The organism is Legionella beliardensis, assembly GCF_900452395.1.
GTDB lineage: Bacteria > Pseudomonadota > Gammaproteobacteria > Legionellales > Legionellaceae > Legionella_C > Legionella_C beliardensis.
The window spans coordinates 2,047,559-2,061,039 of sequence record NZ_UGNV01000001.1 but is presented as its reverse complement, the minus strand read 5'-3'; the positions used below and the strand labels follow the sequence as shown (position 1 = coordinate 2,061,039).

Below are 13,481 nucleotides of genomic sequence, written 5' to 3'. Positions count from 1 at the left end.
TTCATAAAGGTTCGCAATGACTTAATTGTTCTAGCTTGGCTTTCTGCGCAACACTGTTGCATGTGAAGGACAAATGAGCCAATAACAATAGTATGATGCTGGATTATACGAATTCAATAGCCCACAAAAAAGATCGCTCGAATGTCTTTTTTATCCACTAAGCTATAATTAATAAAGAAAATATTAAAGCAACTTAAGCTAATAAGCTCTTAATTTGTGCAAAAAAGGTAAATTGTAATATAATTTAATTAAAACTTTAGCAAGGAAGCCATTATGAAAAGACTACTACTAGCCCTTGTTGTTGTTTCATCTTCTTTAGCTATGACTGGATGTGGTTTTGGCATGTTAGGCGGTGGATGCTGCCCTGATTATAGTGCCGTTTCTTATACCACAACGTCTTGTTGTAGTTCTAATTGGTAGAATTAAATAAAATAGAAGGCTCTCATTTGAGCCTTCTATTGACGTAATTCAACCACAGTCACATGAAGGGGTTTTTTGCTTATATTTAAGTCTTGATGAGCATTTCGCCCTTGTTCAACGCTCAAAAATACCGGCTTGCCTTTTTTAAGGGTAATGGTTTCTTCTTTACCTGTTTGATAGATTACTTTCATTTGTCCATTTTCGTCAGGAATGACAATTCTCGCAAATTCATGGGCATGTAGCGGTAGTTTTTGCTCGGGGCAAAGGGTTGTTTTCCAGACTTTAGTCACTTTATTTTCGATTAAAATTTCGCGCTTAGTTTCGCAATTGGCTGCGTATAACAAGTTAAATTGCCAGATAGCTAGAATAAAAGCAAATGCATATTTAGACATAGATTTTCCTTATAAATTTTTAATTTTCCGTTAACACTGCTGGAATTTCTGCGCGTATTTCTAAAAGCTGATTTTTCTCAGTAACAAAAACAACTTTCGGTTGATAATTTTGGCATTGTTGTTCTTCTAATTGAATAAAAGAAGCAATAATTATAATGTCTCCAGGTGTTACTAAATGGGCGGCTGCACCATTAACGCAGATGGCTGATGAAAGCGGTTCGCCTTCGATGGTGTAAGTTTCAAAACGTGTTCCTGCTGTTACATTCCACACATGTACTGCTTCATAGGGCAATATATTAGCTGCAGCAAGTAGCTCAGGGGAAATTGTTATGCTTCCTTCATAGTTAAGATCAGCATGAGTGACATGAGCACGATGAATTTTAGATTTTAACATACGGCGATAAGTCATTATAACCCTTTATAAAATGAATGAATTAAGTAATACTTATTGACTATTTTTTTAAGAAATTTGTAACGCTTAAGATTAATTAGCTTATTAGGATGCGTATTCATTTTAGTACTTATCCACATAATGCGTGATGTTAACCCACAATGAATTATTTATCATCCTTTTCGTGGCTTAATTTTATTGTAAAAGATAATATTTTTTCGTAGTAGCTTATTGAGCTTGAACTGAACAATCAATAACGTGTAAACTGAATCCAAATAATTTGTTAATTACTTACAGGGGCATCGTTTTGGCTAAGATAATAGTTGTCACCTCAGGTAAAGGCGGGGTAGGGAAAACCACAACATCTGCAGCAATCTCATCAGGTCTTGCGCTACAGGGCCATAAGACGGTTGTTGTGGATTTTGACATTGGACTTCGAAATTTAGATATCATTATGGGATGTGAACGCCGTGTTGTGTTTGATTTTATTAATGTTATTAATGGAGAAGCGAGTCTTAATCAAGCTTTAATTAAAGATAAACGTATTCCTCAGCTATGCATTTTACCTGCTTCACAAACTCGGGATAAAGATGCATTGACGCTTGAAGGAGTCGGTAAAGTATTACAAGATTTATCTCAGGATTTTGAGTACATTGTCTGTGATTCCCCTGCTGGAATCGAAACAGGCGCATTAATGGCTATGTATTATGCCGATCATGCTATTGTTGTAACTAATCCTGAAGTGTCGTCAGTACGGGATTCGGATAGAATTTTAGGTATTTTAGCAAGTAAAACTAAACGCGCTATTGACAATGCTGATCCTATTCAAGAGCATCTCTTATTAACACGCTATGATCCAATAAGAGTGGAAAAAGGGGAAATGCTCTCAGTAGAAGACGTTAAGGAAATTCTTGCTATTCCTCTTATTGGTGTTATTCCCGAGTCAAAAGCAGTATTAAAAGCTTCTAATACAGGTACACCTGTTGTTTTAGATGATGTGAGTGACGCAGGCCTTGCCTATCAAGATTCGATAGCACGCTTTCTAGGTGAAAGCCGGCCCATGCGCTTTATTAGTACGGAACGTAAAGGATTACTACGCCGGCTATTCAGTAAAAACAGGGAGGATGTTCCAGCATGAGTATATTTAGTTACTTAAAAAAACGAAATAGCACCGCATCTGTTGCCAAAGAACGGTTGCAAATTATTATTTCTCATGAGCGTACTCAACGGAGTACGCCAGACTACTTACCCAAATTACAAGAAGAAATACTTACAGTTATTGCTAAGTACATTCCAATAACGCGTGATAAAGTGAGTGTTAATCTGGAGCGCATGGGTGATAATGCTGTACTAGAATTAAATGTTACGATGCCAGATGAAGCACTTGAAGAAGTTTGAAGTTAAAATTTGCTTACACCAATATCATTTTCCTATCCCCATTTTAGTTTGGTAATCCATTAATTTATCTAAATAATGATAATTTTTGTCCAATTTTATATATTTTATGTAAAATGAGTGGGTGATTTGCCGTATTTTAACTTCTTATATTTTGTGAAACGCTGTTAATATGTTCCTTCACCCTGGCATTTGCTCAATGAAATTTTTATAGCTTATAACCTATTTGTTTAAAAATAGCATAGGCTAGTTTTTCTTCTTTTACTGCCATTTCATTATGCTTACTTATTTGATAATACTTCGCTAGAGTAAGATGGCATTTTCCTTCTTGAATTTTCATGTGCGTTTCTTTAGTAAGTATTAATGCTTCTTCCAGTAAATTTTTAATTTTTAATGGATTAAGTTTACTTTTTTTCAATGCTATTTCGGCAGACAGACGCTTTAACCAAGCCATATTTCCTTTTAAGTTTCTTTTTTCCGAAAGAGCTAAGGCATTTTGGATAAATTTGTCAGCTTTGGTAAGCTGGCCTGATAATAATAAGCCTTCAGCGATGAAGCCTACGCTATAGTTTGAGCTCAAATAATAACCCACTAACTCAATAGAGTTTTGTGCTTTTTCAAGTTGTTCTTTGCCTTCTTTCAATCTTTTAGTATTAAGATAAAGAAGGGCTAACGCCGCTTGGGCTAAAGGTAAAATAAGAAAAAAATTGACTTCTATGAGGTAATAAATAGCAAGGTGAAGGTATCTTTCTGCTGTAGAGGAAAAATCACCCTTTTGTACTAAAGCGGTACCTAGCGCTGTTGTTATCCCAGCAGAATAAATACTAGGCTCGGTAAGATTGAAGCAAGTACTATAAAATTCTATCTGTCTATCAAAGTCTAAAAAGGCGCCTGATGTCAATTGATTGATCATTAAAATGATAATGCCTACGTAACGAAAATTAAGCCTAAACTCAGGACAAAAAAAATCTTGACTGGCTTGCTGGGCAAGAAATGTTCTACCTATTTTTTGACCTTTTATGTAGTCACCACCTAAGGTATAGCGTAGGAGGAATGCAAAATCGACAAATTTCATTAAATCTTGACGTTTAGATTCTTTTGCATATTGGTTAGCTTTTTCTAAAAAAGGTTCAGCATGTTGTGGGCATGAAATACCCATAATAAAAGTAGCATAAGCGCCATATACTGCACACTTGACTGCTGGTCTCTTTGCCTCTACAGATAATTTTAATATTTTTTCTAAAATTGGCCCTTGTTCTTCGGGTAATCCTAAATGCAAATAAGCATGCATCATATCGATATGAACCATAATTAAGGAGTCAATAATACTGCTTTGATCTTTAATATAAGCAGCAGCTTCAATAGCTTGTTTTGAATATTGAATTGTTAGTTTGAGAGCATTAATAATGAATGTTTTTTCGGCGGCTTGTGCACAATAGTAAAATGCTTTTTCCCAGTGTTGCCCTAAATAAGCATGATTGGCCAGAATTTGTATTTTCTCTTTTTTTTGGTCTTCTGGTAAACACTCAAAGAATTCTAAAATTTTGAGATGGATTTGATGGCGTACTTTTTTTAATAACGTATTGTATAAAACTTCTTGAATTAAGGCATGGCTAAAAGAAAACTCCAAATCAGGATAAAGTTGGGCTTCATAGATATAATTGAGTGCGGTTAATTGATTTAAATTTTTTCTGGTTACCTTATTTTCAGTTGTTGATAATTGAGCAATTAAAGTATATGGAAAACGCTCACCAATGACAGAAGCAATTTCTAATAATTCTTTTTGGTGGGCAGGAAGCTTATCAATTTTTGTTTGTAGTAAAGCAAAAATACTTTCTGGTAGTTTACTACGTTTAGCGAAGTTCACTGTATCTAATTGATAATTACCTAAACGGCCAGTTAATAAGTTATCAGCAATTAATGAATCAATTATTTCTTGTATAAAAAATGGATTGCCGGAGCAAGCATGTAAAATATCTTTTTTAAGTGAATTAATGCTTGGATGAGTTCCTAAAATAATATCTGCTAGAGTTTTTAAATGCTTTTGTGGAATAGGTCCTAATTTAATAAGATGATAATTAGGGTTTTTTAGCCAGGTATCATTAAAACTAGGTCTATAAGTTCCTATTAAAAGAATTTTTAATTTATGAATTTCATTTAATAATAAACTAATAAAATTTTCAGTTTCATTATCTATCCAATGTAAATCTTCTATAATCAGGACTAGCGTTTTATTTGTACAAGCCTTAGTTAAAATAGCTATACCAATTAAAAATAAATATTTATGCTTTAATTGCGGGGCTAATTTTTCCCACGCTTTAGAATAACCACTGCTATTTAATAGGCTTAACGCTGCATCTGTAGCATAAGGAACAGTCAAATCTTTTGTGTAAGGGCATACTTTGTCATAAATATTTTCTGTCAGGTCGTCTTGATGAATGTCTAATAATTTTCTGAATAATTGCACGATTGGAAATAGTGTTACATTGCATAAATGAGAGAAGCCACCACTGTAAATGATCTGTAAGCTAGTATTATTATTTAGTAATTCATAAATAACGCGTGACTTTCCTTGCCCTGCTTCTGCTTCTAAGCAAACCATACTACCTTGTCCTGCTTCTGCTAAATCTAATAGTTCATTTAGTTTTTTTATAGTATCATTTCTTCCTACAAAAGGAGTAAAGGTAGGGCGATATTTTAGAGATATTAAATTGCTTTCATCTTTTATTCCTTTTAGCTTAAACACTTCTACTGGTTCACTAAATCCTTTAATAGTTATTCTTCCAATAGATTCAACCTCAACGGCGTCTTTTACTAAGATTAAAGTATGTTTGGTAATTTGTATGTTACCTGGCGTTGCTGTCTGCTCCATTCGAGCTGCAAGATTTACCGCAGCTCCGGTAATGTCATATTCTAAGTGTTGCTCGCTTCTGCCTACAACATCCATCAGTATTTCACCTGAGTTAAGTCCAACCCTGATTTTAAGTCCCAAAGGCAGCGCATTAAGTTGAGTTTGCATGAAGTTCGCTGCTAAGCAAGCACGGAATGCATGATCTTCAAGTGCTTGTGGTGCTCCGAAAATAGCGACGATGCCATCACCGGCCGTATGAATAATAGTTCCACTGTATTGATAGACTGCATTTAACATTTTTTCTATAGCAGGACTTAGTAAGTTTCTAGCTTCTTCTGGATCTAGATTTGAAATGGCTGAAGTGGATTCTTTAATATCAGCAAATAAAATTGACACATGTTTTTTAATTGCCTCAGAATCCTTTCTATTAGCCATAGGTTGAATTGGCTTAGGTTGGGTTACCAGAGAAGTTCCACATTCACCGCAAAAATTGCTGTCTAGGCTGCATTCTTTATGGCAATTTGGGCAAGTTTTTGTCACCCTAGTAGGTGTGCCACACTGGGGACAAAATTTTTGCTCCTGCAGTATAAAATGACACTGATTACAGTACATTTTCATTCCTAAAACAGATTATCTATTTAAGAATAGCTTAGCGTATCAACTCCATCTTTTTAATTGAAATCCCGTATAATGGCTTTACATTTTACGGGATAAGCTGCTTTTCCTTATAGGAATTAACGTATTATCTCTGCTTCATTTGATAAGTCATCATAGCTTAATACGTTTTTTTTAGACTTGATAATTACAGAATTACTTGGAATACGGCGTAATTCATCGTCGCTAAAATCATCTACTGCAATGACTTCTTGCCTTGCTAATTCTGCTTCTTTTAATTGAGCTGCTTCACTGGCATTTAAAATACCTACTTCTTCAGCTTCAGCAATTTGCTCAAGTAGTGATAGGGCATGTAAGTGACCTTCACGAGTTGCTTTTGCAACTTTGCGCTCCAGCGTTTCAACAGCACAAATTTTCTTAAACGTAGCCTCTAAGCGCCCAATAGGACAATTTGGTAAGGACTCGGTAAACGTAGTTGTTGTTAGCCTCGTGCGTGCCTCGCTAGGCTCAATCATCAGCTTAGCTAATTGACGGCCAAGCTTATCAGCTGATTTTTGTCTAAGATTGCCAAAAGGTTGTAAAATCAATTTTAAAAAAATGCGCCCCCACGTTTTTGGAAAATTGGTAATAACACCACGTAAGGCGACTTCACACTCATAGAGCAATTGCTGACAACACCATTCAACTAAGGGTAAATCGGTTAAAGGCTCGCCATCTGTTTGAAACCTTTTTAAAACAGCTGACGTTAAATATAAGTTGCTTAACACATCGCCTAAGCGAGCAGATATTTTTTCCCGACGCTTAAGATCACCGCCTAAAATAGCCATACAAAAATCTGCGGTAAAAGCTAAATTAGTACTGTACCGATGAATGAGTTGGTAATAGCGTTTAGCATGGCTTTGTGGCGCATAAGTAAAATGGCCATCGGTGAAAATAAATATAATGGATTTAACTAGATTAGCTAATGTAAACCCAATATGACCCCAAAATGCTTTATCAAAGGCTTGAATATTTTGTTGACGAACACTTTCTAGCTCTTGAAAAACATAAGGGTGACAGCGAATGGCACCTTGACCAAAAATGATCAGGCTACGGGTTAAAATATTAGCACCTTCAACCGTAATACCAATGGGTGTATTTTGAAAACCGCGGCCGATGTAATTTTTAGGGCCTAAGCAAATACCTTTCCCGCCATGAATATCCATCGCATCAATAGCGACTTGGCGTGCTCTTTCTGTTGTATGATATTTTAAGATAGCGCCTGCTACGGAGGGTTTTTCACCGTGATCAATTGCTGCAGCAGCAAAAGCTATTCCGGCTTCAATTAAATAAGTATTACCGGCAATACGTGCTAAAGGCTCTTCAATCCCTTCAAAATTGCCTATTGCCTGATTAAATTGTTTGCGAACTCGCGAATAAGCGCCACTTGCCAGTGCTGCTGCTTGCGAGCCTCCTCTAGCGCTGGAAGGTAAAGAAATAGCTCGGCCAGCACTCAAACATTCCATTAACATACGCCAACCATGACCTGCCATAGCAGCGCCACCAATTAAGCAATCAAGTGGCATAAAAACATCTTTGCCTTGAGTGGGGCCATTTAAAAACCCAGTATTTAATGGAAAATGGCGTCTTCCTTTAATAACGCCTGGCGTATTCGCTGGAATAAGGGCACAACTAATACCAACGTCATAACCGTGGCCTAATAAATTATCTGGATCAAACATTCTAAAGGCAAGGCCAATGACTGTGGCTACAGGGCATAAAGTAATATAACGCTTGTTCCACGTTAAACGCAGCCCCAACACTTCTTTTCCATCAACAACCTGTTTGCAGACTATGCCAGTATCAGGAATGGACGCGGCATCTGAGCCTGCATTTGGCCCTGTTAAAGCAAAACAAGGGATTTCTAATCCTATCGCTAGGCGTGGTAAATAATATTGTTTTTGTTCTTCAGTGCCATATTTTAATAATAACTCAGCAGGCCCTAGCGAGTTAGGAACAGAAATCGTTGTAGCAGCACTGATAGAGCGTCCATAAACACGCGCTAAGATAAATGCTTGGGCGGTCGCTGAGAATTCAAGGCCACCATATTGTTTAGGAATAATCATACCAAGGAAACCTTTTTCCTTAATAAATTCCCATACCTCAGGTGGAAGATCCGTGCGATTGTGAGTAATATCCCATTCATCTAGCATGCGACATAATTCATTAACAGGCCCATCTATAAAGGCTTGCTCTTCTGCTGTTAATTGTACAGTAGGTAAGCTTTGTAATTTATCAAAATCAGGTGCCCCACTAAAAATATCAGCCTCCCAACTGACGGTACCTGCTTCTAATGCTTCCCGTTCTGTGGCAGACATAGTAGGCATGGTTTTACTGATTGCTTTGAATAAGTAGCGAGAAACCAATTGGGTGCGTAAAACTGGAATAGAAAAGAACAATAAAATGGTAAATAGGGTGATTAAACTGACTGCAAGTAATAAGGAATGAGAACTAAATTGCCATATTAATAAAGCAACGACTGCATAGCTAATAGTCCAGACAATCATGGATGCTTGCTTACTTAGCAAGAAAAGTATTGCTGCTATGGTAGCAATAAACCCTAAACTAGACACCACAATTTCTCTCCTTTTAATATAATCTAGTAATCGTTACTTTTTTAATACTATGGTAATAGTATATACCCATTCAACCTGAAAGTACGGGATTTCTACTATTGCTTTTTCAATTAATAAAGACTAAAAAGCGCGCAATAGATCTAAGTATTCAATACATTTAAATCATTAAGTATGATAAAAATTTGTCTCGCTATGGCATTTGGATCTTCCATAGGGAGCATGTGTGTTCCTTTCATGGGGTAACATCTAATATCATACTTTTTTTTCATGTAGCGCAAGTCTAAACGATCAATTATATTGCTTTGCTCACCATAAATTAGGGCTGTTGGTACAGTTAGCAAGCCTTCATAACGTGGTAAATCATGCGGGATAGTGCGAAAAATTAAATATTCAATAAAACGATTAAAGCATAGCCTATAACCTTTTTCAGTTTTTTTAAAACCAAAATCAATGTAATCTTGCAAGCATGCCTCATTAAACGTTTTAAAAAGCGGCTTACTTCTTAAGTACGTGATAAGTTCACTTTTATCTTTCCATAAAAATTGGCGTTTCTTAGCACGACGTGCAGGCGTTACTTTATCAATTAGACCAAGCATTTTCGCAAGACCAACGAGCGTTGATTTAAGCCGCCCAAGCAGCGGGGAATCAATCATGATGACAGCCTTAAATAGGCTAGGCACTTTGATAGCTGCAAGCAGGATTAAGACACCGCCAAAGGAATGCCCAACCCCAATGATTGGTTGAGAAAATTTACCCTGGACAGTTACTATTAATTCCTCGACTAAATAATCCCAATTTTCAGTCACTGGGAATTTTGGATTATGACCAATTTTATCGATATAGCTGCAATGGAAATGTTTTTCTAGCGCAAGAAATAATTGTCGATAACAGGCAGAGGGAAAACCATTTCCATGGGCAAAGAAAATGGTATCTTTCACGCCGTTACCAGCTTGTTACTGTCTCGTTTTAACGAGAGAACAGCGTAGCTAAAATACATGGCAACTAAAGAGACTAAAAATAAGCCTAGCCCCATAAACATCCAGTCAAATGCTAAAATAATCATGAGAGCCGCAAGATGAGGCGTAGCTGCAACGATTAAAAGCCGAAATGCTTGTTTATAAGATAACGAAAATCTAAATATTGCTAAAGAGACAACTTGCGCGAGCACAGCAATGACTAAGAAAAAAACTAAATACATAAAAAACAAGGCTAAGACGACAGTAGGATAAATAATGACTTGTGATATTAATTTAAGATTACCAATACCTGCCGTGCTTATCCATTGATTGCTATCAAAATATTGATTCATATTTGGATTAAACACAGCCTCATTGATCTGCAGATTTTGGGTCTTATTACTCTTACTAATCAATGGCTGTGGATCAGGCACGCGGTAAAATAACCGGTCTTTTACAATTAATATGGACAAATCAGGGAATTTTTCATCAATTTTATTGATAGTTCCGGTTGTATCAATGATAGCAATCACTTTACCGGAATTATTTTTAATAAAATAAGGCATTGGCTTGTCAAGCGACACAATACCATTTTGAATGTAAAATGGAGGTAGGCTTTTTAAGGGAAGAATAATTTGCTTATTAAAATAGTCATCGAAGTTAAGAATAAGACGTAATGAAAAAGGGAGGGCTACAATTAAAAAAACTAAAAACAAATAAAGCAGTGAAAAACCTTTCCAGCGCCTGCCCACATCTACATATAAACGATTGCTAAAAAATGACAAGTATAAAGCCTGTAGGTAATTATAATGCGGCTCATCAATATCACGTAGCGTTGTTGTCTGCGCATCAGTCATGCCACCCTCCTATACGTAATCCAGTTTGTTGCTGGAATAAGTTTGCTTTATTAACAACGGGCTTAACTTTAATTATTTCCTTATTTATGATTGTTTCAGCAGACGTTTTAATCGTGAAGCGATGATTATCATGTAAGCTGTAAGCATGAATCAATTTATCAGCTCCCATATTATCAATAAATGAAACCCTTACTTCAATTGTATCATCAGATTCATCAGTAATGTGTAAATGTTCAGGACGAATGCCAATAAGCACGCTTTCATTATCCATCATCGGTTGATGCTCATCAGGCCAAGGAAAATCAAATCCGAAATTAGTTTGTATTTTTTTCTGATGAGTATTTAATTTGCCTGGTAAAAAATTAACGGGATATAAGCCAATATATTCGGCAACAAAGATGGAGGCTGGCTTTTGATATAGTAATTGTGGTGAACCAAATTGTTCAACTTTGCCATTATTTAAAACTAAAATACGAGCAGCCATGGTCATGGCTTCAACTTGATCGTGCGTGACATATAAGCATGTTGTGTTTAGCTCTTGATGTAGTTTTTTAATCTCATGGCGCATTTGAGCACGTAATTTGGTATCAAGATTAGACAAAGGTTCATCAAATAAAAAAACAGCAGGCGAGCGCACAATAGCGCGTCCCATGGCAACGCGCTGGCGCTGCCCTCCTGATAAGGCTTGTGGTTTACGTTGGAGATAATCTGAAAGATGCAATAAAGCAGCCACGTCTGTTACCCGCTGTTTTATGGCCTCTTTTTTCATACCACGTAATTTTAAACCATAAGCCATGTTGTCATAAACAGTCATATGCGGGTAGAGCGCATAACTTTGAAAAACCATTGCCATATCACGCCGATGCGCTGGTGTTTCATTAACACATTCATTATTAATAAGAATGCGCCCGCTACTGACTTCATCTAATCCAGCTACAAGTCGCAATAACGTCGACTTACCGCAGCCGGAAGGCCCAATCACCGCAATAAATTCACCACGTTCAATAGTAAGATTAATATGATTAAGAATCGTTTGCTGACCGTATTGTTTACAAACATCGATAAGATTTACTGTGGCCATTAGTGCACTAACCCCTTTTCAAACCAGCGCTGCATCACTATTACAACAAGACATGGTGGTAACATGGCTAATAATGTAACACACATAATATAGTGCCACTGAGGAATTTGATCAGCGACACCGGCTAAGTAGCGAATCCCCATAACGACTGTTGCCATGTTTGCATCTGTGGTCATCACTAACGGCCACAAGTATTGATTCCAACCATAGATAAAAAGGATAATAAATAAGGCAGCAATTTGGGGTTTACTAATTGGGAGAAGCATATCAAAAAAGAACCGCCATGGGCCTGCACCATCTAATCGAGCTGCATCTACTAATTCACTAGGTATGGTTTTAAAAAATTGACGAAATAGAAACGTGGCTGTTGCTGAAACCATCAAAGGAAAGGTGAGTCCGCTAAAGGTGTTTAACCATTTAAACGAGGCAACAACTTGGAAAGTAGGAACTATTCTTACTTCCACAGGCAGCATCATGGTTGAAAAGATAAGCACAAACAACAACTTTTTGAAGGGCATATCAAAATAAATAAAAGCATAGGCACTGCAAAGCGCCATGATTATTTTCCCGACAGCAATTAATAAAGCCATAATTAAACTATTAATCAGTAAGTGCCAAACTGGCTGGCCACCGGTAGAAGCAATTCCTTGCGTTAAAACGATTTTTAAATTATGCCATAAGAGGGGGCCTGGCCATATTGGCATAGGCACTTGCATTAAAGCTCCGCTTGAGTGGCTTGCTGCCACCAAAGCTAAATATAGAGGAAAAAATAATAATATAATGAAACTGGCTAATAAAATATGATTAAAAAGTCTATTGGCTAATCTCATGTGTAATGAACCTTCTTTTCAAGATAATGAAATTGGATATAGGTTAGACTAATAACAATAGCCATTAATAAAATCGACTGAGCAGCAGAGCTTCCTGGATCCATGCCTACAAAGCCGTCTTGATAAACTTTGTATATTAACGTGCTTGTACTATTTTCAGGCCCACCTTTAGTTAGAACATCAATGATGCCAAAGGTATCAAAACAAGCATAAATAAGATTCATAATTAATAAAAAGAACGTAGTAGGGGATAACAAGGGAAAAATAATTTGCCAAAATCGGCGCCAACCACTTGCACCATCTAAAATAGCAGCTTCAATAAGGGATTTAGGAATAGCTTGCAGGGCTGCGAAAAAAAATAAAAAATTATAACTAAGCTGCTGCCAACTGGCAGTAAAAATAATAACTAGTAATGCCTGTTTAGGGTAGATTAAATAATTAAAATCATAATTAAAATAATGCAGCCCTGCAGTCAACCAGCCTATAGTGGGTTGGCAGAGAAACCGCCACAAAATGGCTGCAATGGCTGGCGCAACAGCATACGGCCAAATAAAGAGCGTTTTATAAAGTTGCTGACTTTTACGCCGTTTTTGAATTAAAGTTGCTAGAAATAATCCTAATGTTAAGGTAAGAAAAGTAATAAAGAAAGCGAGTAAAAGGGTTACCGTGACTGCTTTTAAAAAAGCGGGATCAGAGGCTAAATCAATAAAATTAACCAATCCTGCAAACTGCGTATGAAGACCAAACGCGTCACTAAACATAAAGGCTTGCACTAAGGCATTAAAAGCAGGCCAAATGAAAAATATTAAGGTTAATAAAACTTGAGGGGCTATAAAAAGCACGATCAATTTTTTTGAAGGAATATATTTTGACATCTGCAGTGCTATTGCTGAGCTGAACAAAAAGTATATACCGTACCACCTAGCTTTTGCGAGACACTAAGTAAAGGATTTTATTATTTGGAAGTTATTATAATGTTCAATTAGTATGTATAATTCTTATTTTTTATAAAAATTGATATAAAAGTTTATTATTAAACCAATAGAATTTGGCTATAACAACTCGTTGCCTACAGCTT

The 13,481-nt window shown here is 36.5% G+C and carries 12 protein-coding genes and 1 pseudogene; 3 read left to right on the top strand and 10 right to left on the bottom strand.

Annotated elements, in window-relative coordinates; translation table 11 throughout:
• The first annotated feature begins 273 nt into the window (after positions 1-273).
• A complete protein-coding gene (locus DYE47_RS16055) occupies positions 274-420 on the top strand; it encodes a hypothetical protein (RefSeq protein ID WP_160149881.1) in 147 nt (48 codons plus the stop codon).
• Between the two features lie 35 nt (positions 421-455).
• Here the strand turns inward: DYE47_RS16055 and DYE47_RS09090 are convergent, their stop codons facing one another.
• Together DYE47_RS09090 and panD are read right to left on the bottom strand one after the other, a co-directional pair.
• A complete protein-coding gene (locus DYE47_RS09090; RefSeq protein WP_115302968.1) occupies positions 456-812 on the bottom strand; it encodes a hypothetical protein in 357 nt (118 codons plus the stop codon).
• A 19-nt stretch (positions 813-831) separates the two neighbouring features.
• Positions 832-1,221: an aspartate 1-decarboxylase gene (gene panD, locus DYE47_RS09085; RefSeq protein WP_115302967.1), complete on the bottom strand. Its 390-nt coding sequence runs from the start codon at positions 1,219-1,221 to the stop codon at positions 832-834.
• Between the two features lie 289 nt (positions 1,222-1,510).
• Here panD and minD point away from each other — a divergent pair, with 289 nt between their 5' ends.
• Both minD and minE read left to right on the top strand, forming a co-directional pair.
• Entirely contained in the window at positions 1,511-2,341 is an 831-nt protein-coding gene (gene minD / locus DYE47_RS09080; RefSeq protein WP_115302966.1) for a septum site-determining protein MinD, read from the top strand.
• Positions 2,338-2,601, top strand: a complete 264-nt coding sequence (minE, locus tag DYE47_RS09075) for a cell division topological specificity factor MinE (RefSeq protein WP_115302965.1) — start codon at positions 2,338-2,340, stop codon at positions 2,599-2,601. Before minD ends, minE begins: the two co-directional genes overlap by 4 nt.
• A 205-nt stretch (positions 2,602-2,806) precedes the next feature.
• Here minE and DYE47_RS09070 read toward each other — a convergent pair whose 3' ends face one another.
• The 8 genes and pseudogenes from DYE47_RS09070 to DYE47_RS09040 all read right to left on the bottom strand — a co-directional run bounded on the left by DYE47_RS09070 (position 2,807) and on the right by DYE47_RS09040 (position 13,278).
• Positions 2,807-5,884, bottom strand: coding sequence for an ATP-binding protein (locus tag DYE47_RS09070; RefSeq protein WP_244924156.1), 3,078 nt, complete (start codon positions 5,882-5,884; stop codon positions 2,807-2,809).
• 48 nt (positions 5,885-5,932) lie between these two features.
• Positions 5,933-6,061: pseudogene (locus DYE47_RS16610) on the bottom strand (double zinc ribbon domain-containing protein); the annotation flags it as partial.
• A 122-nt stretch (positions 6,062-6,183) separates the two neighbouring features.
• Positions 6,184-8,679 (bottom strand): acyl-CoA dehydrogenase, encoded by a 2,496-nt coding sequence (locus DYE47_RS09065; RefSeq protein WP_115302963.1) that lies wholly within the window; start codon positions 8,677-8,679, stop codon positions 6,184-6,186.
• A 140-nt stretch (positions 8,680-8,819) separates the two neighbouring features.
• Positions 8,820-9,617 carry an alpha/beta fold hydrolase gene (locus DYE47_RS09060; protein WP_115302962.1) on the bottom strand — a complete coding sequence of 266 codons (798 nt, stop codon included), beginning with the start codon at positions 9,615-9,617 and terminating at the stop codon, positions 8,820-8,822.
• Positions 9,614-10,492: a DUF1189 family protein gene (locus DYE47_RS09055; protein WP_115302961.1), complete on the bottom strand. Its 879-nt coding sequence runs from the start codon at positions 10,490-10,492 to the stop codon at positions 9,614-9,616. The genes DYE47_RS09060 and DYE47_RS09055 overlap by 4 nt, the downstream gene beginning before the upstream one ends.
• Entirely contained in the window at positions 10,485-11,573 is a 1,089-nt protein-coding gene (locus tag DYE47_RS09050; protein ID WP_115302960.1) for an ABC transporter ATP-binding protein, read from the bottom strand. Before DYE47_RS09050 ends, DYE47_RS09055 begins: the two co-directional genes overlap by 8 nt.
• Positions 11,573-12,403, bottom strand: a complete 831-nt coding sequence (ugpE, locus tag DYE47_RS09045) for a sn-glycerol-3-phosphate ABC transporter permease UgpE (protein ID WP_115302959.1) — start codon at positions 12,401-12,403, stop codon at positions 11,573-11,575. Before ugpE ends, DYE47_RS09050 begins: the two co-directional genes overlap by 1 nt.
• On the bottom strand, positions 12,400-13,278 hold the full coding sequence (locus DYE47_RS09040) for an ABC transporter permease subunit (protein WP_115302958.1): 879 nt from the start codon (positions 13,276-13,278) through the stop codon (positions 12,400-12,402). Before DYE47_RS09040 ends, ugpE begins: the two co-directional genes overlap by 4 nt.
• Positions 13,279-13,481: the final 203 nt, after the last annotated feature.